This is a genomic window from Hyalangium gracile, from assembly GCF_020103725.1.
GTDB classification, from domain to species: Bacteria; Myxococcota; Myxococcia; order Myxococcales; family Myxococcaceae; genus Hyalangium; species Hyalangium gracile.
Map to the genome: position 1 here is coordinate 27900 of NZ_JAHXBG010000029.1, position 22207 is coordinate 50106.

9 protein-coding genes are annotated in these 22207 nt (G+C 69.1%); 6 read left to right on the top strand and 3 right to left on the bottom strand.

Translation table 11 applies throughout. The features are described from left to right. Positions 1–164 precede the first annotated feature (164 nt). From KY572_RS38970 to KY572_RS38985, 4 genes are all read left to right on the top strand, one after another. A complete protein-coding gene (locus tag KY572_RS38970; protein WP_224248806.1) occupies positions 165–5459 on the top strand; it encodes a trifunctional serine/threonine-protein kinase/ATP-binding protein/sensor histidine kinase in 5295 nt (1764 codons plus the stop codon). A gap of 83 nt (positions 5460–5542) precedes the next feature. After that, positions 5543–6973, top strand: coding sequence for a glycosyltransferase family 39 protein (locus KY572_RS38975; RefSeq protein ID WP_224248807.1), 1431 nt, complete (start codon positions 5543–5545; stop codon positions 6971–6973). 83 nt (positions 6974–7056) lie between these two features. Then, positions 7057–7869 (top strand): siderophore-interacting protein, encoded by an 813-nt coding sequence (locus KY572_RS38980; protein WP_224248808.1) that lies wholly within the window; start codon positions 7057–7059, stop codon positions 7867–7869. 120 nt (positions 7870–7989) lie between these two features. Beyond that, positions 7990–9294, top strand: coding sequence for a serine hydrolase domain-containing protein (locus KY572_RS38985; RefSeq protein ID WP_224248809.1), 1305 nt, complete (start codon positions 7990–7992; stop codon positions 9292–9294). On the opposite strand, the gene KY572_RS38990 is transcribed toward KY572_RS38985, so the two are convergent. Next, positions 9284–10669, bottom strand: coding sequence for a cytochrome P450 (locus tag KY572_RS38990; RefSeq protein ID WP_224248810.1), 1386 nt, complete (start codon positions 10667–10669; stop codon positions 9284–9286). The two genes, KY572_RS38985 and KY572_RS38990, sit on opposite strands and share 11 nt — an antisense overlap. Positions 10670–10986: 317 nt before the next feature. Between KY572_RS38990 and KY572_RS38995 the strand changes: the two genes are divergently transcribed. Further along, positions 10987–12570, top strand: a complete 1584-nt coding sequence (locus tag KY572_RS38995; RefSeq protein ID WP_224248811.1) for a hypothetical protein — start codon at positions 10987–10989, stop codon at positions 12568–12570. A gap of 36 nt (positions 12571–12606) precedes the next feature. Beyond that, positions 12607–14640, top strand: a complete 2034-nt coding sequence (locus KY572_RS47530; protein WP_263452348.1) for a HEAT repeat domain-containing protein — start codon at positions 12607–12609, stop codon at positions 14638–14640. 51 nt (positions 14641–14691) lie between these two features. Here the strand turns inward: KY572_RS47530 and KY572_RS39005 are convergent, their stop codons facing one another. Beyond that, positions 14692–15066, bottom strand: coding sequence for a hypothetical protein (locus KY572_RS39005; protein WP_224248812.1), 375 nt, complete (start codon positions 15064–15066; stop codon positions 14692–14694). Between the two features lie 20 nt (positions 15067–15086). After that, complete coding sequence (locus tag KY572_RS39010) at positions 15087–22154, bottom strand: PKD domain-containing protein (protein ID WP_263452349.1); 7068 nt, start codon at positions 22152–22154, stop codon at positions 15087–15089. Positions 22155–22207 lie beyond the last annotated feature (53 nt).

The following is a 22207-nucleotide window of genomic DNA, read 5'->3' on the forward strand; positions in this document are numbered from 1 at the left end:
CTCGGCTTCCCCTTCGGGCAACCGACATTCTTGTCTCTGAGTATCTGGATTGCAGGGCCTGTCTACAGCAACCTGTGAGCCACACCCTGTGTGTTTCATGTGTTGACGCGACGAGGGTCCTCGCCTGCGCCAGCGCAAGGCGCCCTTCTGCGAGCACGCTCACCATGCTGAACATTCCAGGTTACCGAATGCTGGGCACGATTCGAGGGACGGGCTCGAACGTGCTGTTCCAGGCAGTGCGCGAGGCCGACGGCCTGCCCGTCATCATCAAGACGCCGATGACCCCCTCTCCCGGGGACCGCGACCGCGAGCGCTACCGGCGCGAGTTCGGCGTCCTGCAGCGGCTGCAAGACGTGCGCGGCGTCGCCCGGCCCTATGCCTGTGAGCGGATCCACGAGCGGCCCGTGCTGCTGCTGGAGCGGGTGCAGGGCGAGTCCCTCTCCGAGTCCGTGGGCCAGCCGTTCGAGCTCCCCCGCTTCCTTCGCCTGGCCATCTCGCTGGCCTCCACGCTGGCGGAGGTCCACAGCCGCAACGTCATCCACAAGGACATCAAGCCCTCCAACATCATCCTCGAGCCCTCGGGCGAGGCGCGCCTCATCGACTTCGGCGTCGCCACGCTCCAGAAGGTGGAGCACCTGGACGCGGCGCCAGGCCACATGATCGAAGGCACGCTGGCGTACATGTCGCCCGAGCAGACCGGGCGCATGAACCGGGCGGTGGACTACCGCACCGACTTCTACTCGCTGGGCGTCACGCTGTACGAGCTGCTCGCGGGGAAGCGGCCCTTCCAGGGCCGGGACGCGCTGGAGTGGTTCCACGCGCACATGGCGCAGACCCCCACGCCGCCACACGAGCTCAACCCGCAGGTGCCACCGGCGCTGTCCGCCATCGTGATGAAGCTGTTGGCCAAGACCGCCGAGGAGCGCTACCAGAGCGCCGAGGGGTTGAAGGCTGACCTGGAGCGGTGCCGTGAGGCGCCAGAGCAGGACTCACGGGCGGTGTTCACCCTGGGTGAGCACGACACGCCCAACCGGTTCCAGCTGCAGCAGCGGCTCTACGGGCGCGAGTCGCAGGTCGCGGCCCTGCTCCAGGGCTTCGAGCGCGTCGTCCAGACCGCCCGGCCCGAGCTGTTCCTGGTGAGCGGCTACTCGGGCATCGGAAAGTCGTCGGTGGTGCACGAGCTGCACAAGCCGGTGGTGCAGCGGCGCAGCTTCTTCCTCCACGGCAAGTTCGACCAGCTCCAGCGAGACATTCCCTACGCCACCATCGCCCAGGCCCTCCGTGGACTGGTGCAGCAGCTGCTGGCGGGCAGCGATGAGGAGATCGCCCGGTGGCGCGAGCGGCTGAACCAGGCGTGGGAGGGCCAGGGCCAGCTCCTGGTGGACCTGGTGCCTCAGCTGCAGGTGGTGTCCGGCCCGCAGCCGCCCGTCCCGGAGATGTCTCCCAACGAGGCGCAGCACCGCTTCCATCGCGTGGTGCGGCAGTTCCTGGGCGTCTTCGCCACGCCCGAGCACCCCATGGTGGTGTTCCTGGATGATCTGCAGTGGGCGGACCTGTCCAGCCTGCGGCTCATCCAGCAGCTCCTCTCCCAGCCGGAGACGCCTCCGGTGCTGTGGATCGGCGCCTACCGGGACAACGAGGTGAGCCCCGCGCACCCGCTGGCCCCCGTGCTGGAGGCGGTGCGCAAGGCCGGCGCGCGCATCACGGACATCCGGCTGGAGCCCCTGACCCTGGCGCAGACGGAGCAGCTGGTGGGCGATGCGCTCGTGGGGGCAGGCCCGGAGGTGGTGCGCCCCCTCGCGGCGCTGGTGCACGAAAAGACCGGCGGCAACCCCTTCTTCCTGCTCCAGCTGATGACGACGCTGCACCAGGACGGTCTGCTGGTGCGCGAGGCGGCAGGCTGGCGGTGGAACGCCGAGGGTGTCCGCGCCAAGGACTACTCGGACAACGTCGTGGACTTCATGCTCCACAAGCTGCGCCAGTTCCCCTCCGCCACGCAGGACCTGCTGCGGCTGGCGGCCTGCGTGGGCAACGTCTTCTCGCTCCCGCTGCTGGGCACCCTCGTGGGCCTGGGAGAGGCGATGGAGGTGGAGCAGGGGCTGGAGCCCGCGCTCATGGAGGGCATGCTGGTACGCACTGGCTCGGAGCAGTACCGCTTCCTGCACGACCGCATCCAGCAGGCCGCCCACTCCCTCAGCTCCGAAACCGAGCGCAAGGAGGTCCACCTGCGCATCGGCCGGCTGCTGCTCCAGACCCTGTCCCCGGAGCAGCTGCGCGAGAACCTCTTCGACGTGGTGAGCCAGCTCAACACCGGGGTGGAGCTGATGCGGGACCCCGAGGAGCGTCACTCCCTCGCGCGGCTGAACGCGCAGGCCGGCGCGAAGGCCGAGGCCGCGGTGGCGCACCGTCCCGCTATCGCCTACCTCACGACGGCCTTCGGCCTCATTCCCGGCGCCCCCTGGGAGACGGACTACCCGCTCGCCTTCCAGGTGAAGCTGGCCCAGGCCCGGTGCGAGATGCAGACCGGCAACATCGCCCAGCTGCGGCGCCTGGCCGAGGAGCTCCACACCCAGGCACGGACCCGCGCGGACAAGACGGCCGCCCACTGCATGCTGAGCGACGCCTGCATGCTCATGGGCGAGGTACAGACCTCCATCGGGCACATGATGGAGTGCCTGGCCCAGCTGGGCATCCCCCTGTCGCCCCACCCCTCCCACGAGGAGGCGGCCGCGGCCCATGCCGAGACGTGGGCGCTGATGGGTGGGCGCTCCATCGAGAGCCTCATCGACCTGCCACCCATGACCGATCCGGACGTGAAGGTGACGATGAGCGCCCTGGCCTCGCTGTACGGCAAGGCCTACTTCACCGACAAGCAGCTGCTCACCATCGCCATGAGCAAGATGGTGGCGCTGTCCCTTCGCCACGGCTTCACCGCGGACGCCGTCGTCGGCTTCGGCTGGTTCGGAATGCTCACGGCGCTGACCTTCAAGCGGTACCGGGAAGGCTACGCCTTCAGCCAGCTCGCCATGGCGTTCGTCGAGCGGTACAACCTGGCCGCGCACCGGGCCGCCGCGCTGCTGACCCTGCAGTGCATCAGCTACTGGAGGCGCCCTCTTCCCGAGGTGCAGGAGCTGGTCCTCAACGGCTTCCAGCATGCGCTCCAGGCGGGCGAGTTCTACATCGCCGGCTACTGCATCAGCACGAGCATCTGGAACCGCCTCGCAATGGGGCACAACCTGGATGACATCTCCCAGGAAATCGGGACGCGCGAGGAGTTCCTTCGCAAGACCGGCGTCCAGGATCCCCAGAACCTGCTCCTGTTCTTCCAGCGCTTCGCGCAGCAGATGCGCGGGCGCACGCCCTCATTCGACACGTTGAGCGGGGATGGGTTCGACGAGAAGGAGGTCGAGGCCGGGCTGAGCACCCGCTACATCACCAGCACCCAGTGCTGGTACTGGCTCACCAAGCTCCAGGCTCGCTTCCTGTGTGGCTCCTACAAGGAGGCGTTCGAGGCGGCGGAGCGAGCCTCGGAGATCATGTGGTCCCTGACGGGCGCCATCTCCGTGAGGGAGCTCCACCTCTACCGTGCCCTCAGCCTGGCCGCGCTCTTCCAGGAGGCCACGCCCGAGGAGCAGCAGCGCTCCCTGGAGGCCATCCGGAGCCACCAGCGGCAGCTCGCGGAGTGGGCCGAGCAGTGCCCGGAGACGTTCCACGCTCCGGAGCGGATGGTGTCCGCGGAGCTGGCTCGCCTGATGGATCGGCCGGATGAAGCGACGCGCGCGTACGAGCAGGCCATCCGCACGGCGAGGCAGAACGGCGCCACCCACCAACTGGGGCTGGCCAGCGAGCTGGCGGCGGACTTCTGGCGCGCGAGGGAGGCTCCCATCGTCGCCCATGCCTTCGCGCGCGAGGCCCATGCGGCGTACCAACAGTGGGGAGCCACGGGCAAGGTCCACCACCTGGAGGCGCAGTGGCCGAACCTCGCCCCCACGCGGGACGCCGAAGCGGTCCATGACACCAGCAGCACGGACTCGACCCGCATCGACGCGCTCACGGTGGTGAAGGCCCAGCAGGCCATCTCCGGCGAGATCGAGCTGGAGCGGCTGGTCACCACGCTGATACGCGCGGCCATCGAGAACGCGGGCGCCCAGCGGGGTGCGCTCCTGCTGCCGCGAGGGGACACGCTGACGGTGGTGGCCATCTCGGGGACCTCAGCCGGCAGCGTGACCATCCCGACGTCGGGCGAGGCCACGGCCCACGCGCTGCCGTGGACGCTGCTGTCCTATGTCCGGCGCACGCGCGAGCACGTCCTCATCGGCGATGCCTCCAAGCCCCACGCGTTCTCGTCCGATGAGTACCTGGCGCACAGCGGGGCGCGGTCCGTGCTGTGCCTGCCCCTGATGCGGCAGGAGCAGTTCAGCGGCGTGCTGTACCTGGAGAACAAGCTGGCCACCAACGCGTTCAGCCCCAGGCGGCTGGCGCTGCTGGGGCACATCGCGTCGCAGGCGGCCATCTCCATCGAGAACGCGCGGCTGTACGCGGACGTGCGCAACGCCAAGGCGGAGCTGCGGCGCGCCAACGACGAGCTGGAGCAGCGGGTGGAGGAGCGCACCCGGGAGCTGAAGGAGGCCCAGGCGCGGCTGGTGGACACGGCGCGAGAGGTGGGCATGTCGGAGGTGGCCTCGAACGTGCTGCACAACGTGGGCAACGTGCTCACCAGCGCCGTCATCAACCTGGAGATGATGCAGCGGGCCGTGGGCTCCTCTCGGGTGGGCCGGCTGAAGCAGGCCACGAGCCTGGTGCTGGAGAACCGAGAGGACCTGAGCCGGTTCCTGACCCGCGGCGCGCGCGGTGGGAACCTGCCGGAGTACCTGTCCGCGCTGGCCGACGAGCTGCTGGGCGAGCAGACACGCCTGATGGAGGACCTGGACGCGATGGGGCGACACATCGAGCACATCCGCGCCATCGTTCAGGTGCAGCAGGCGTACGCCCGGACCTCGCTGATGCCGGAGGAGTGCGACCTGGGCCAGCTCATCCAGGACGCGCTGCGCATCCAGATGGCGGCGCTCGAGCGGCACGGGGTGACCGTGCGCCGCGAGCTGGCGGCGGTGCCCAGGCTCAAGCTGGACAAGCACAAGGTGCTGCAGATCCTCATCAACCTCATCACCAACGCGAAGTACGCCCTGGACGTGGTGCCCGAGGGGCAGCGCGACATGACCGTGAGGCTGGGGGTGGAGGGCGAGTGGGTGCGCATCCAGGTGATGGACAACGGGATGGGCATCGCCCCCGAGGTGAAGGGCAAGCTGTTCGAGCACGGCTTCACCACGCGCAAGGAGGGACACGGCTTCGGCCTGCATGCCAGCGCGCTGGCGGCCCAGCTGATGGGGGGCCGGCTGAGTCTGGAGAGCGAGGGGCCTGGCAAGGGGGCCCTGGCCACGCTGGAGCTCCCGCTCGCCTGAACGCCCCAGGGGCTACAACCGCCCGCGCGGACCGTCGCGCGGAGGGTATGCTCGCGCCCGCTGAACGCGCACCAGGTCGAACCTTGCAGCCCCCCTCTCCCACAGCCCCTGACGAGTCCAGCCCACCGCTCTGGCGCTGGGCGGTGCTGTGCACGCTGGCGGCCATCCCCAGCATCCTGGCGGTGGCGCAGCTCGGGCGCGTCCACCCGGACGAGGTGTACCAGGTGCTGGAGCCCGCCTGGTACCGCGCCCATGGCTACGGCGTGCTGTCCTGGGAGTGGAAGGAGGGCATCCGCAACTGGGCCATCCCCGGACTGTTCTCGTGGATCCTGCGGCTGTGCCACGCGCTCGGCATCGAGCATCCGCTGGGGTACCGGGCGGTGCTGGAGCTGCCCCAGTACGCCCTGCATCTGGCGGCGCTGGCCGCCGTGGAGCGGTGGTCCCGCCGGAGCCTGCCCGTGTACGGGGCCTGGCTCGCCACCTCGCTGGTCGCCAGCTACCGTCCGGTGCTCGAGTACGCCGGGCGCACGCTCAGCGAGTCCTTCTCCGCCGCCTTCCTGGTGCTGGCCTTCGAGCGGCTCGCCGCCTCCGATGCCGAAGAGTCGCCGGAGCGTCGGTTCCGGCGGGGCGCGGTGGCGGGCGCGCTGCTGGGCCTGGCGGTCGTCTCCCGGTATGGCTCGATGGTCTTCGTCGTCGCCACCCTGGGCTGGCTGCTGTGGGGACGCCAGTGGCGAGTCCTGAGCGGCTGGGTGGCGGGAGGCTCGGTGGTCGCCGCGGGACTGGCGGTGCTCGACTGGCTCACCTGGGGCAAGCCGCTCCACTCCCTGCTGGCCTATACCGCGTTCAACGCCTCCCATCAGGCGGCGGTCATCTTCGGCTCCGAGCCTCCTGGCTACTACCTGCCCATCTGGCTGAAGGTGCTGCCGCTGTGGAGCTGGCTCGGCCTGTGGGGCGTGCTCCGCCGTCACCGCGGCGCCCTGCCGCTCCTGGGGAGCACGGCGCTCTACCTGCTGGCCATCAGCGTCACGCCGCACAAGGAGGATCGTTTCCTCTACCCGGCCACGGTGCTCTGGACGGTGGCGACGGCTCCCGCGGCGGTGGCCCTGCTCCTGTCGCTCCGGAGCCCTCGTGTCCAGGCAGCCGCCGGGCTGGGGGCTCTGGTGCTGTCGTTGGCCACCCCGCTGCGGCTCGAGCCTCCGCGCAAGAAGGACCACTTCCAGGCCATCGTGCGCGCCACCCGCGCTCCAGAAGCTCGGGGCCTCCTCTACATCAACGAGGTCCCCAACGAGACCGTGTGGGGCGCCGGGGGCTACTTCTACATCGGCAAGAACATCCCCTGGCTCACCTCGGACCGCCCCGAGGACGCGAACTTCCAGGCCGCCATGCGCGACCCCACCTACAACCGCGTGGTGACGTTCCGGAGCAGGGGCGTGCCCGAGCTGGAGCGGCACGGCTTCTCCGTCGTGGAGCGCATCGGCCGGGCCACGGTGCTCGCGCGCGACTCGGCCCGGTGAGGGCCTCCTGCTTCCGGGTGCGGTTCTTTCCCCTTCCCGGCCGAGATAATGATAATGCGAAACGTTATCAAGAAGGAGACCCATTGATGACTGAGTCCGAGCGCGCGTTCCGTCGAGGCCCTTTCCCCATCCGGTTCCGGCTCCTCCAGGTCCGCCGAACCACCCGCGTCAGTCCCCAGATGATGCGCGTGACGCTGGGGGGAGAAGAGCTGGCCGGCTTCCACAGCGAGGGGGCCGATGATCATGTGCGGCTGCTCTTCCCGGAGCCAGGAGCGCTCAAGCCCGTCATCCCCATCGTGGGCCCCCACGGCCTGAGCGTCCCCGAGGGCCAGAAGCGTCCCGTGGCCCGCGACTACACGCCTCGGCGGTACGATGCCGCCGCGGGCGAGCTGGACATCGACTTCGTGCTGCACGGCACGGGCCCTGGCGCCACCTGGGCCAGCAAGGCACGCGTGGGGGACTTCATCGCCGTGGGCGGCCCCCGTGGCTCGTTCATCGTCACCAACGACTTCGACTGGTACCTGTTCGCGGGGGACGAGACGGCGCTTCCCGCCATCGGCCGGAGGCTCGAGGAGCTCCCCGCCGGAGCGCGCGCCATCGCGTTCATCGAGGTAGCCGGCGCCGCGGAGGAGCAGCGGTTCGACACCCGGGCGAACGTGCAGGTGACCTGGCTGCACCGCAACGGAGCGGCGCCCGGCACCACCGACCTGCTGGAGAAGGCCATCCGTGGACTGGAGTTCCCACCGGGGGACTTCTTCGCGTGGGCGGCGGGCGAGGCGACCACGCTTCGCCCCATCCGCGAGCTGTTCCAGCAGCGCGTGGCGAACAAGAGCTGGGTCCGGGTGAACGGCTACTGGAAGCGGGGGATCGCCGACCACGACGAGCCCCACGACTGAGCTTGGCATCCGCATGGCGCGCGGCGACGCGCCCTTCCAGGTTTTGGTGGCAGCCTCGGCCTCCTCGGTCTTAAAGGGGGTGCGAACTTCCATGGCCCCCGGGGCCAGGAGCGTGATCGCATGATTCCGAGGCAAGGCCGGCTGGGACTCAGGATTCTCGTGGCACTGGGCGTGGGCCTGCTCACCGCTTGTGGTGGGCCCAGGCTCGCGCAGAAGCTCGAGCCGCTGAGCGGCACCCTGCAGCAGCAGGTCGACGAGCAGTACACCCCGGGCGTGGTCGTGCTGGTCCGACAGGCGGACCGTGATGACACCTACCTGAAGGCCGTGGGCAAGCTGGACCTCGAGCAGGGGACGCCGTTGCCCGAGGATGCGCTGTTCCGCATCGCCTCGATGACCAAGCCCGTCACCAGCGTCGCCGCGATGCTCCTGGTGGAGCAGGGCGCGATGGGCCTGGACGATCCCATCTCCAAGTACCTGCCCGAGTGGCGGAACCCCGTGGTGCTGGGCGAGCCCGATCCCTCCAGCCCCGGAGGCTACAAGACGAAGCCCGCGCAGACGCCCATCACCGTGCGGCACCTGCTGACCCACACCTCGGGCCTCTCGTATCGCTTCAAGCAGGATGCGCTCACTGCGCTCTACGTCCAGGCGGGCATCACCGACGGCTTCGAGCACACCTCCCGGACGCCCGCGGAGCAGTCTCGGGCCCTGGCCGCGCTGCCGCTCCTGCACGAGCCGGGCACGGCCTACGCCTACGGGCTCAGCACGGATGTGCTCGGCCATCTCATCGAGACCGTCTCCGGACAGCCGCTCGACCGATTCTTCGAGGAGCGCATCTTCAAGCCCCTGGGGATGAAGGACACCGGGTTCTTCGTGCCTCTGGAGAAGCTCTCGCGCCTGGTGACGCTGTACCGGCGCACCCCGGCGGGCACGCTGGAGAAGGTGCCCGTGACCGGGCAGAACGTGACGGAGGGCCCCATCTCCTACGCGCCGGACTTCCACTACGCCGGGAGCAAGACGTACCGCTCGGGCGGCGCGGGGCTCGTGTCGACGGCACCCGACTATGCTCGCTTCCTGCTGATGCTCGCCAACGGCGGCGAGTACGAGGGCGTGCGGCTGCTGAAGAAGGAGACCGTGGACCTCATGACGAGCAATCAGATCGGCAACCTGCGGGCGGAGTTCGTCTCGGTGGGCTTCGGGCTCGGGTTCGGCGTGCAGGGTGATCCGACGCGCACGAAGGACCTGGGCCCGGTGGGGTCCTACTTCTGGTCCGGCATCTTCAACACGACGTTCTGGGTCGATCCGCAGGCGAAGCTGATCGGCATCGTGCTGACGCAGGCCTGGGCGCTCGACTCCCCGGCGACCGACGCCATCCGCACCCGGATCCAATCCACGCTACAGCAGCCCACCGAGGAGGCTACCCGCTGACGGCCGCGGAGCGCCGCTCGAGGTGCATCGGCAGGCCGCCGCCGGGGCGCAAGGTGATGAGCGGCTCGGGCACGAGCGTGTAGTCCGGGGCCAGGCGCGGACGGAAGCGCTGGGCCACCGTGGCGACGATGAGCTGGGCCTCCATGAGGGCGAAGCTGTTGCCGATGCACTGGCGAGGCCCACCGCTGAACGGGAAGTAGGCGTAGCGCGGGCGCTGGGCGGCCCGCTCCGGCTCGAAGCGCTCCGGGAGGAACTCCTCGGGCTGCTCCCATATCTCCGGGTGGCGATGGGTCACCCACGGGCTCAGGTCCACGGAGGAGCCCCCGGGGATGTGGAAGCCGCAGACGACGTCGTCCCTCACCACCTTGCGGCTGAAGACGTAGGCGGGCGGGTAGAGCCGCAGCGCCTCATCCACCACCATGCGGGTGTAGGTGAGCCGGGGAACATCCTCCACCGTCGGCAGCCGTCCCCCGAGCACCGCGTCCAGCTCCTCGTGCAGGCGCGCCTCCACCCTCGGGTGCTTCGCCAGCAGGGCCCAGATCCACCCGAGCGTCGTGGCGGTCGTCTCGTGTCCGGCGACCAGCATGGTGAGGATCTCGTCGCGCAGCTGCTGATCGTCCATCCGCGCTCCGGTCTCCTCGTCGCGCGCGAGCATGAGCATGGACAGCAGGTCGCCGGTGTCCCCCTTCTTCCGGCGACGCTCGGAGATGATGCGGAACACCGTCTCATCGAGCTCGCGCCGGGCGACGCGGAACGCGCGATCCTCTCCGAAGGGCAGCACCGGAGGCAGCACCCGGAAGGAGCGGAAGCGGGTGGTGACCTGCTCGCTGAGCTCGGTGAAGGCCCGACTCACCGTCTCGGCCTGCGGGCCCAGGTCCGTGCCGAACAGCGCCTCGCCCACGATGCGGAACGTCAGCCGCATCATCTCGGCCATCATCCCGAGCGGCTCGCCTCGCACGGCGTGCGGCTCCCAGCTCTCGAGCATGAAGGTGGTGGCTCGGACCATCTGCCCCGCCATGGCCGCGATGCGCTGGCGGTGGAAGGCGGGCTGGGCCAGGCGCCGCTGCCGGAGCCAGAACGTGCCCTGACTCGTCAGCAGTCCGTTCCCCACCACCCAGCGGGCCGTCGTGTAGGACAGGTGGTCCTTGGTGTAGTTGGCCACGTTGTCCTGGAGCACCTGCCGCACGCCATCCGGATGGCTCACCAGGAAGGAGGTGAGCGGGCCGAGCCGGTAGCGGGCCACATCTCCATGACGGCGCGCGGTCTCCAGCAGGAAGCCGAGCACGTCACGCCGCACCTCGGGCAGGACACCGGACAGCAGGTGCCCGCTCGGGCCGGTGGCGCTCCGGGGAGCGCTCGGGGACGGAGTGCGCATGGTGGGCAGGTCCATGAGCGGATGATACCGCCGAAACCGCCCCTCCAGCCTCAGCGCTCCGAGCCCTTCCGCATCCCTGCGGACGCACCTCGAAGGCCTGGGGAAATTCCGCGCGAAATTCGGGCTGCGACAATTCGGGGGGAACCTCGTCTTCCGAGCACGGGCACGAACCGCCCTCCTGGTCCCGAGAGGGCCAACCCCACGCGGCTGGCGGGATTCCCCCGCGCGGCCGAGGCGTGCCCTTCGCTCCGTTCGGGACTCGAGGAGAAGTCATGCTTGAAGTGTATCGATGGCGAGTGAGCGCCGTCCGATGCGCCATGGCCTTTGCATTCGCCATGGCCTTCGTGGCGCTACCTGGAACAGCAGAGGCGCAGTCCTGCGCCGGGACGTGCTCGGGCGCGGCTCCGGGCGGCTCTTGTTACTGTGACCCGAGCTGCGTGCAGTACGGCGACTGCTGCGGCGACTACCAGACGTACTGCGGCAGCACCGGCCCCACCTGTCAGACGCAGTGCAACTCCGGCAGCGACTGCGGCTTCGCGTGCTCCGTGGGCAACGGCACCACGAGCTGGTGCGGCCACTACAGCTGCTACCTCCCGGAGCAGGACTCGATCGGCCCGTGCGCGGAGGCCTGCGACTACACCTCGTCCTGCCGAGCGGTCTGCACCACGGCGACTGGCGCCAGCTCCACTTGCAGCGCGTACACCTGCGCCAGCAGCACGCGGCCTTCCTTCAACACCACGCCCTCCACCTCCGACCCTTGCACGCAGAGCGGCTCGGGCCTGACGTGGAACGTGACGTGCGCGAAGGAGACCAGCGTGCAGCGGCTGGGCAACACCGCGCTCGGCATGGACGGCTGGGGCTACTACTCCTCGCGGCTGGCCATCGACACGGCGACGGCCCAGGCTGGCGTCAAGGCACGCTTCTACGTCGCCAACAAGGAGATCGGCTCCGCCACCAACCCCACGCTGGACGCCTACGCCCTGGTGCGCCCCATCGCCACCAACTGCAAGGACGGGCAGACGGGCCTCTACCTGCGCTTCAACGGCTCCATCGTCTGGAAGAAGACGATCGACAAGACGTGCATGACGGTGCCCACCCGGCTGACGCAGCTGCCGGGCCAGACGTGCGCGGAGGTGAACCTCTACACCGCCGGGAGCACCACCCCGGTCGTCATCTATGATCAGCAGATTCCGGGCGCGAAGATCAGCTTCCGCTACAGCGTCCACGGCATCGGCGCGAACATCTCCGCGGAGGCTCGGGCGAAGGTCCAGTACACGAGCAACTTCAAGCTCACCACGCGAGAGGCCACCGGCAAGCTGACGCCCGAGGCCATCGGCAGCATCGCTGGCTCTGGCGGTGTGAGCATCTCCGCCTTCGGTGTCGGCGCGGAGATCGGCATCCGGGCCCAGACGGCCATCGTCGACTACGTGCTGCCCAACACGCTGGAGCTCACCACGCCGGCCAACACCCACCAGCTGGCCTTCCACTACAACATGGCCTACCAGCGCAAGCCCAACACCTGGACGCTGAAGGCCTACCTGAAGGTCTTCTTCTGGCTGGGCTCCAAGACGTGGACGCACAAGCTGGGCGGCGGCACGTGGGGCGGGGACAGCGCGCCGACGACGCTCATCGACCGCTACTGGAACACCGGCTTCGACGGCCTGAACCCGCTGCTCTGCACGCAGCACGAGCAGAACTACAAGAACACCTGGCCCAGCTGCGGTGACGGCATCTGCAACGGGGCGGAGACGGCCTGCGGCTGCATGAGCGACTGCGGTCCCTGCAACAGCTTCCCCACCTGCGGTGACGGCATCTGCGAGCCAGAGGAGTCCTGCTTCATGGACTGCGGCAGCGGGTGCCCGGACCCGATGCAGATCTCCTGCGTCGTGGACCCGCTGTAATCCCCTGACCTCAACCCACGGACACCCTCCATTCCCATGAATGCCACTCCTCTGAAGAAGCACTGGAAGCGGATCGCCTCGGTGATGATGGCCGCGGCGGCCCTCCTGGCGGCCGTTGGACTGTCGTTGTGGCGGCCGGCGGCGGAACCCTCCCCCGTCTCGGCGGCCACGCCCGACCTGCAAGAGCCTCCCGAGCCCCCCTCCCCGGCCGCGGCCGTGGAAGGGGCTCGCACGGCCACCCGGGCGGTGTACCGCCTGGAGCAGACCGTCCACTTCACCCTGGACATCTCCAAGATGCTGGCCGGCATGGATCCCGGCACGCGCGCGGAGGTGACGGCCAACCAGCCCCGGACAGAGGTGGTGTCTCAGCTCAAGGGAATGGTGGAGTGGCAGCGGGTGCAGGGCGGAGAGGGCACCTGGGTGCGGGTGCGCTGGAAGGACACCGGCACCCAGGTGAGCTACCCCGGCAGCGGGCTGTCCGCTGCCGAGCAGGCTCAGCTCAGCGAGCAGGCCGTGAAGCAGTTCGACGGGGCAGAGGCGTACGTGCAGCTCGACGTGCGCAACCGCGTGGCCCAGGTGCGCGTGGGCTCCGGGCTGGCGCCCCAGGCCTATCCCCAGCTCCTCAATGTGCTGGAGAAGCTGGCGGTGACGGTGCCCGCGCGGCCCCCGGCGGAGTGGAACGCGGAGGAGCAGGACTCCTTCGGCCGCTACAACGGCGCCTACAGCGTGGAGGCGCAGAGCGGGCAGGAGCTGCTCTTCTCCAAGAAGAAGCGCTACCAGCAGCTCACCACCGTGGGCTCCAGCCCGGACGGTGAGCAGAGCCTGCAGGAGAAGCACGTGCAGAACCTGGGCAAGGCGCGCATCCGGTTCAACCTGGAGGAGCGCCGACTGCTGTCGGCCGAGGGCCGCTTCCGCACGTCCATCCGCCACTCGCTCATGGACGCGGACATCGACGAGACGTACTCCCTGCAGCCCGCGCCGCTGGAGTCCCTGGCCTCCGTGGCTCCGCCCGCCGCCGCCGAGCTGGGCGCGCTGCTGGCCAGCCTGGTGGAGCTCAACCCGCGCGTGGCGCTGCAGCAGACCCAGGCCCCGGTGGCGGTCCGCCCCGGCCTGGTGAACCTGGACCCGAAGCAGCTCGTCCGCAAGCTCACCGACACCCTGGAAGCCCTGCGGCGCCTGGAGAACTTCGACCCGCAGAGCGAGCAGGCTCGGCCGCTGATGGAGGACCTGGCCACGCTCTTCGCCACGGATCCGGAGCTGGCCCGGCGGACGCTCCGCCCCGCGCTTTCGAGCACCGAGAAGCCAGTGGGAGGCGACGTGCTGTCGGCGGTGGTGAGCGAGGCGCTGCGCCATGGGCCCGCGGGCCAGGGGCTTGCCGCGGATCTGCTGACCACCCCGGGGCTCCCGGAGGAGGGCTACGCCGCGGCGCTGGCCGGGATGGGCACTCGCGAGGACCTGGAGCAGCCGGGCCGCGACACGCTGATGCGGGTCCTGCGCCAGGAATTGTCCTCGGTGCCTCCCGACGTGGGCGCCAACGGGCCGCTGCTGGCCGGCTTCCAGGGAGCGGTGGCCCAGAAGCGCGACGGAGACTACGAGGAGTGGTTCACCGCGCTGGTCGACGAGCTGGCCAAGAGCCCCGTCCCCGAGCGCCAGGAGATGCTGCTGCTGGGCCTGGGCAACATGAGCGACGCTCGGCTGATGGCCATCGCCGAGCCCTACCTCACCAGCCCGCACGGCCATGTCCGACTGGCGGCCGCCACGGCGCTGCGCAACGTGCCGGACCCACGAGCCATGGGGCGCATCTTCACCGTCTTCCTGTCCGACCCGAGCACGGAGGTGCGGCTGGCGGTGGTGGACCTCTTCAACGAGCTGGCCCCGCTGAACGCGGTGCTCACGCAGGCGCTCCAGTCCATGTCCGCGCAGGAAGACGCGGCCGTGCGAAAGAAGACGCTGGCGGTGCTGGGCTTCCGCAGCCAGTCGCGCGAGTTCATCTCGCAGTTCCTGAGCGACCCGGACCCCAATGTCCGTGAGCTCGCCCAGCTCTACCTGCAGCAGCTTCAGCAGCTGTAGGCACGCGTTGGCGCCCCTGCGTGCCCTGGCGGGGGCGCCTTCACGCGGCCCTCAGCCTCGCTTTGCCCACCACTCTTCGAGCGGCATCGAGACGAGCTCCACCTGAGAGAGCTCGTCGCGAGAGGGGAGCGGCGCACCGGGCCAGAGCGTCTGGTACGCGTATTCGATGATCGCTCGGACTTCCTCGGCATCGAACGGATAGCGGCCGCCGCCCCAGCTCTCATGGTCGATGCCGGGAGTGCTCAGGAGATAGCCGAGCCCGAGCCGCAGGAACTCCATGTCTCCATGCCGGACGGCCTTCTGCCGCATGATCATCACGTCATCGTGGTACCCGGAGAGATCATCCGGCGGCGAGTCATGGTCGTTGAAGAACCCGACCGTGACGTTGTCGAGGTAGTAGTCCAGCATGGATCTGGGAATCCGCATGGAGCGGCGCTCCTTCCGCGTCAGGGACCGTAGGTCTTGGTCACGTTGTCCCACTTCGCGCCATCGGGGAAGTGCTGCTTCACGTCCCATCTGTTGGTGGCCGGGTTCCACTCGACGGAGGTCTTCGTGCCCGTGATTCCACTCACGGGATCCGTGTTGGAGTAGATGTTGTGCTTCTTGCCCGTGGCCGGATCGGTGATCTTCGTCTTCGTGCCCGAGCCGACGAAGCCCTCGTCGATCGGGCGCTTGTGGTCGAGGTTGATGCTGTGCTTCGTGGGCTCACCAGGGCCGGGGGGCCTCTCGAGGCTGATGCCCTCCCGCTTCTCGATGGCACGGAGCGCGTCGTCTCGGGTCTTCAGCCAGTCGTCGTAGCTCGAGAACCGTGTCGAGGCCGGGGCCGAGCTGTACTTCCCATCAGGCGCGATGCCCGTCTTGAGCCGCCGCTCCAGGAGCGCATCCGTCACGTCTGGCCCGTGCCGGTCGAGGCTGTGCCCGCTGTCGAGCCGTTCGAGCTCCTCGGCCAGCTTCTTGGATCGCAGCTTGCGGGGATCCGGCGGCTCGATGGGAGGCTTGCGGTCCGGCTTCGGCATCCGCTTGTTCTCTTCGATGAGCTTCTTCCGCCGTCGGCGCCGGGGATCGATACGATCGAGGATGTCGTCGAGGAGGTTCCTGCGACGCCTGACGGGCACGGGCGGATCGAGCTGCTTCAGGCGCCGGGCCCGACGTGCGGCCGACAGCTTGCCCAGCGGACCGGTGACGCCAGCGGCGAGGATCCAGAGCCAGTCCTCCCAGGTCAGGCACTCGAGCCGCTTGCGCTCCAGGAGCAGCTTCCAGAGGAGCTCGCTGCCGGCGCCGAGCAGGGCGGACTCGAGGTAGGGCAGAAACAGGAGCAGGGCCAGCGTTCCGCTGGGATCGATGTGGTTGATGGGGTCGCCATCCGCGTACGCGTAGAGGTTCGTACTGCCCCCATGGAAGAGGAGCGGATCCTTCGAGATCCAGCGACCGAGCGCCGGGTCGTAGTCTCGCGCGCCGAAGTGGACCCACCCCGTGTCCCGGTCATGAATCCCGCCAGCGAACCCGAAGGGCTGCAGTGACGGGCCCTCGTCACGCGTGAGCCGACCCCACGCGTCGTAGTCCAGCCGGCCCGCGAGATCTCCCGTGTCCGCGTCCAGGATGAGACGAGGGCTGCCGATCAGGTCGGAGATGATCCGGTACTGGCGCCCGCCCCTGATGAACCCGTCTGGCACGTGGGGACGTGAGCCGTAGAAGAACCGGGAGACGACGGCCCCCGAGCCATCCAGCTCGGCGATGACCCGGTCCAGCTCGTCATAGAGGAACCCCTGCGTCAGCTTCCCGTCGACCCGCTTGCCCAGCCTCCGGCCCTCCGGGTCGATGACGTACTCGACCCGACGGCCTCCCAGGCCCGTGACCGAGGCCAGCTCGCCCTCCGCGGTAAAGGTGAAGCGCTCTTCCTGGGTGCCGCGCGCACGCGCCAGCAGCTCGCCCTCGGGAGAGTGCTCGAACCGGAGCTCTCCTGAGGAGAGGATGCGATCCTGCTCGTCGTACCGCGCCTCGACGCGAAGCCCTCCCTCCTCCCATGCCGTGCGGTTTCCGTTGGCGTCGTAGGTGAAGGTCGTCACGGCGCCATCGCGCTCGACTCGGGCCAGGCGCCCCGCCTCGTCATAGGCGAACGAGGTGCGGCGCTGCGCTCCACCTTCGTGCTCGAGCTGCTCGAGCACCCGCCCCAGGGCGTCCCGCTTCACCTCGAGGGCGAAGAACTCCTGTAGGTCGCGGGACACGCGGTACCGCACCACCCTGCCGCGGGCATCATGCTCGAAAGCGTCGGAGATGCGCTGGAACCCCGAGCCAGCCAGCCGGCCCAGCCCCTTCCAGTTCAGCTGCAAGCCTCCGACAGCGGTAGGGAGCCCCTCCTCGTAGCGGAAGTGGAGCACGTGCTCGTCATTGACTCGCTGCTCCCGTACGTGGAGGTCCTCGCCGTAGCGTGAAGACACCCTGCCAGCTACGGCGCCCGTCCAGCGCCGCGCCGTCGGAAGGAAGCCGTCGTGCTCGTAGGTGACCGCGTCTCCTCCGGGCCCGGTGATGGCGGAGACACGCCCCACGGCGTCATAGGCATAGCGAACCTCTCCGCCCGCGGGGCCCACGGCTGCAAGGCGTCCCTGCTCGTCATGGCTGAGCACGAGAGTCCTGCCACCTCCCCGATCGATGGAGGTGAGCCGACCCGAGGCATCGAAGCCCCAGCGGAGCACGGAAGCCTGTGCCGCCGCTGCTGGCGGCTGGTACTCGCTGACGATTCCTCGCTCCGTGTACGAGAAGTGATGAGGAGGGCGACCAGGGGGCACGATCGCCGTGAGGAGACCGTGCCCGTCATACGCGTAGGAGACGGTCGCGCCGTCGGGGAGCTGTTCCCGAACCTGCCTGCCCCGCTCGTCATATTCGTATCGGGTGACGCGTGACAGCGGATCGACGGCCTCCACGAGCTGGTCCCTGGCGTCGTACGCGAAGCGAGCCTGGCCCACTTCGTCCGTGACGCTGGCAAGGCGGCCGCGCTCGTCATACGCGATCCGGGTCGGGCTCTCTCCCTCGGGGAGGAGCTCGATGACACGGCCGCGCTCATCGAGGCGGAGTCCCGAGGCATGCTCCTCGCTGGTCTTCACCTGGAGCGTGCGGGTATCAGCGGCATACTCGATGGTTCGAGTCTGCCCTCCGAGCGTGAGCGTCTCGAGGACGCGTGTCACGCGGAGCAGGTGCTTGGGGTCGCGCTGCGCGCTGCGACTGACCCCCAGCCTCACACTGACTCCTCCAGGCGTGGTGAGGGTGACCTTCCCTCCCGGAGGCCCCGCCGCGCCGAGCACTGGGTCCGCAACGGCCAGGATCTCGAGCGTGGTGCCATCCGGCAGGCGTGTGCTCTGGGCGCCATCGCCGCCGCGGGCGGACTCGAGGCGCAGCCCGGAGGGAAGCACCGTGATCCGCCGCTGCCCGCCATCGGGCATCGCCTCGGTGGTGTACTCCGTGCAGTGTGCGTCCCGCTGGAGTGAGACCGAGCGGGTGCCTCCCTCGCCGCGCTGCACCAGGGCGATGCGCGCCCCCTCGCTCGTACGCTCCTGGGAGAGTCGGCCTTCCCCGTCATACGAGAAGAGGGACTCACCGCCGTCCGGGGTGACGAAGCGCGTGAGCAACCCTCTCGAGTCGTACCCCAGCACATGGTAGTCCCCGTGGGGATCCACCGTGAAGGCGAGCCGGCCCGCCTCATCGAGCGCGAGCCGCGTCCGGTCACCGTAGGGTCCGATGATCGCTGCCGGGCTCCCGTCCGGCCCTCGCTCGATTCGAGTCGTGCGGCCGTCGCTCTCCACCACGGAAGACAGGCCCCCTCGCTCGTCATGCTCGAAGCGCACGAGGACATGGCCGGTCAGCGTGTCCACAGTCCGGAGGTGTTTGCCCGTGCCGTCGAAGACGTAGAGGTGGTCGCCTGTCTCATCGGGGATGACCTGCTCGAAGAAGCCGGCAACACCTCCGGCGCGGATGACGCGGACGCGGTGCCACTCCGGCTCGGTGTAGTAGATGCCACCGTCGGGCCCCAGGAGCATGTCACTGGCCTCCAGGAAGCTCGTGAGCACCGGCACCTCCTCACGCGCGATGAAGTCGTAGGCGTCCACGTCCGGCGGAAGGGACTCGGGCACGTTGCCCGCGATCGTCTGGATGATTCCATCCGGCGTGATGCACCGGATGCGCTGCCCCTCGGCGATGTAGATGGAGCCGTCCCTGGCCAGGACGACGCTCGTGGGAAAAGCCAACCCCGCCTCGACTGCCTGCCCCCCGTCACCACGCGAGCCTTGCGTGTCAGTCCCCGCTACCCGGGTGACGACCCCGTCGGGAGTGATCTTCCGGACGCGATGCTGATGAGGCTCCGCGAAGTAGAGACTGCCGTCGGGGCCAAAGGCGAGCGAGTGCGGGGAGACGTTCTCACGGATGACGGCTCCAGGATGGGAGCCCGCGAAGGTGGTGATGACGCCATCTGGCTGGATACGCCGGATGGCAAACAGCTCCGTGACGTAGAGGCTGCCGTCCGGACCGAAGGTGATGCTGTCGGGGCTGTCGAGAACGGCCTCGGTGGCGGGCCCGCCATCTCCGATCGACCCCTCGTAGGGTCTCTCGACGAAGCGCCCCGCGAAGTGCGTGATGGTTCCATCCGGGCCTACCCGTCGGATGACGTCATGGAAGCCATCCACGATGTAGAGCGCCCCATCCGGCCCGAGCTCGAGATCCGCGAGCGAACCGAACCGAGCGAGCAGTGCAGGGCCTCCATCGCCCTCCGGCCTCCTGGCCATCTGGCGCCCATTCTCGGAGTGCTCCGGTTCGACGACTCCAGCGAAGCGCTCGATGGAGCCATCCGGAGAGATTCGCCGGATGATATTGTTTCCGCTATCGATGAAATAGATCGTCCCGTCCGGGGCGATGGTGAGCTTGGAGGGGCCATTCAGGTGCGCTCGGCGAGCCGGCCCGCCATCGCCGCCATATCCCTCGGCCCCCGCGCCTCCGCCCTGTCCCGCCACCGTCACGACGCTGGGCTTCCGGCTCCCGATGCGCCGCTGCGAGCCATCACCCAGGTGCAGCACCCCATGCACCGAGTCGTAGCGGTGGTGATTGCTCAGCGTCCACCCGCAGAGTCCCACTGCTCGCGCATCGAAGCGGCCAATCCAGCCCGTCCATTCCTTCCACAGCGTCTCGTCGATCCGGGTGTCGCGGATCCGCTTCGCCTCCGCCGTGGAAAGCCCGAAGTTCTGCTCGAGATTCGGAGGCGCGAGATACGAGGAGGGATAGACGTAACCGATGCGCACGGAGAGCGGCCGGACGGGGGGCTTTCGCTGCTCCTCGGGCAGGGTGACGCGGTGGACGAGGTGGGGGGTGGGGGGATACTCGAACCGCTCGTGGCGCGAGCCCTGAACGACGTCCAGGACGATCTTCTTCAGGCTGGCAGGAAGCCTGTCCCGACTCAGGGGGATCTCGCGAATGAAGTCGTTCTCTCGAGGGATGCGGTCACTGCGGTAGTGCAGGGATAGCTCCGTTCCGACCAGAGGGATCCGCTCACCGAGCGCGCAGTTATGACAGTCGATGATCGAGCCGGACTGCTCGCACGGATCATCCTCGGTCTCATCCTCCTTCGGGTCGTCGGCGTCGCAGGGGGCCGCATCCTCTGGGAGCTTGCGCGGCCAGTTGCAGTCGATGGTGCTGAAGTGCTGGAGCTCGACACGCCACAGGCTCTGTCCAGGAGCGTAGGCAGCGGCGAGAGTGCTGCGCTCCTCGTCATCGATGCCGAGCGCGGAGAGCGCCGAGGCAGACGCCGGGCCCTTGCCGTCGCAGTCGATGCTGGCAAGCCCCCCGGAGGCCCCCAGCACCTGGATGACACGCCCATTCCGCATGGGCAGCCAGGCACGGCGGACGCGATCGTAGTTGCCCACCGGCACGTGGCTGCCGACGGGAAAGCCCAGGAAGTTCTCGACGTAGAAGCGCACCGGCTTGTCGAAGTGCACGTCCGTCGAGGGCGGAACCTCGTCGGCGCTGAACTCGATGGCGTAGGTATAGGCGGTGCCTGGGGGGAGCTCCGCGGGCATGGCCTGAGGCCCCTGGCCACCCACGGTGTACTCCGTGGCACGAACGTGGAGCCCTGAGTGGTGTATCCGCCGACCATCTGCTCCCGTGCTCGTCGCCGAGGTCCCTGGAGGAAAGAGCAGCGTCGCCCGGCGGGAGCCGTGCTCATCGCGCACCTGGCTCGCGCGTGCGAGCTGGGCGGTCGTGGCTGCCGCGCCCACCGCGATCTTCGTGACGACCGTGTCACGCGCGCTGAGGACGACGTCGGGGGCCGAGTGCTCGCTCTGCCAGGCGGACGAGATGCGGCGGTGGAGGGGGAAGTGGCCCGCCTTCTCGTAGGTCAGCTCGAGCGCGCCGCCTCCATTGGCGACGAGGGTGAACCGCCCCTCGGTGTCCGTATAGGCGTAGGCCCGCTCTGGTCCCTGGGCTACCGAGACTCGCGCACCTTCGAGCGGCGCTCCGTCACGCGTACGCACCCTTCCCACGACGGTGATCTTGCGGCGTGGCTCCACGGGGGTCTGGGCCTGGGCCGCGAAGACGTGGACGTCGCGCGAAGCGGACCGCGCGGTGCCCGAAGCCGGTTTCGAGCTGAGCGTGACTGTGAAGCTCCCGGGAGCGGCGTAGGTATGGCGGGCCGAGTCGCCCTCGGCCCGTGTTCCGTCGCCAAAGTCCCACTGGTGGGAAGTGCCTGTCTCGGCTGAAGAAGGCACCTGGACCGCGACCTCCAGCGGGGCATCACCCGCGGTGGCGGAGATCGAGAACGCGGAGCCCTGCGGAGCGGGAACGGGCTCGACGTGAGGCGGCGGCTCGATGGGCGGCGGTGGCTCGGCGGGAGGCTGAGGCTCGGCGGGAGGTGCTGGCTCGACGGGTGGGCTGGGCGTGACGGGAGGCGGAAGGGGTTCAACAGGGGATGGCTGGGGCTCGGCTGGCGGCTGGGGGCCCGCTGGCGGCTGGGGCTGCGCGGGAGCAGGCGCGGTGACCGTCACGGAGCGGGTCGCGCTGCCCTTCGCGCCCCCGTCATCGAGCACGGTCAGCCTAATCCGATAGGTCCCAGGCACCGCATACGGGTGCTTGAGCCTGGGCGACCTGGTGATGGCCTCTTCTCCGTCACCGAAGCGCCACTTGTAGCGGACGACCTGTCCGTCCGGGTCCGAGGAGGCGGAGGCGTCCACCACCACCTCGAGGGAGCCCTGCTGCGGGATGACGTCGAAGCGGGCGGAGGGCTTCTGATTGGGTGGGAGCGGGGAGGCCGACACGCGCTTCGCGCGGCGGCTCTCGCCAGAGCTGTTGAAGACGGTGACGGCGTAATAATAGGTGCTCTCGTCGTCGAGGTTCTCATGGATGAACGGCGAGGAGACGTTCTCGACCTTCTCGGGCGAGGAGAACCGCGCGTCCGTGGACCAGTAGAGGTGGTAGCCGTGAGCCCCTGGCACGGACTGCCAGCTCACCTCGATGGCCGAGAGCCGGGGCGTTGCACTCAAGCCCCGAGGCGCGCGAGGACGCTCATCGGCTGGGGGGTTGCCGGGTGAAGGCT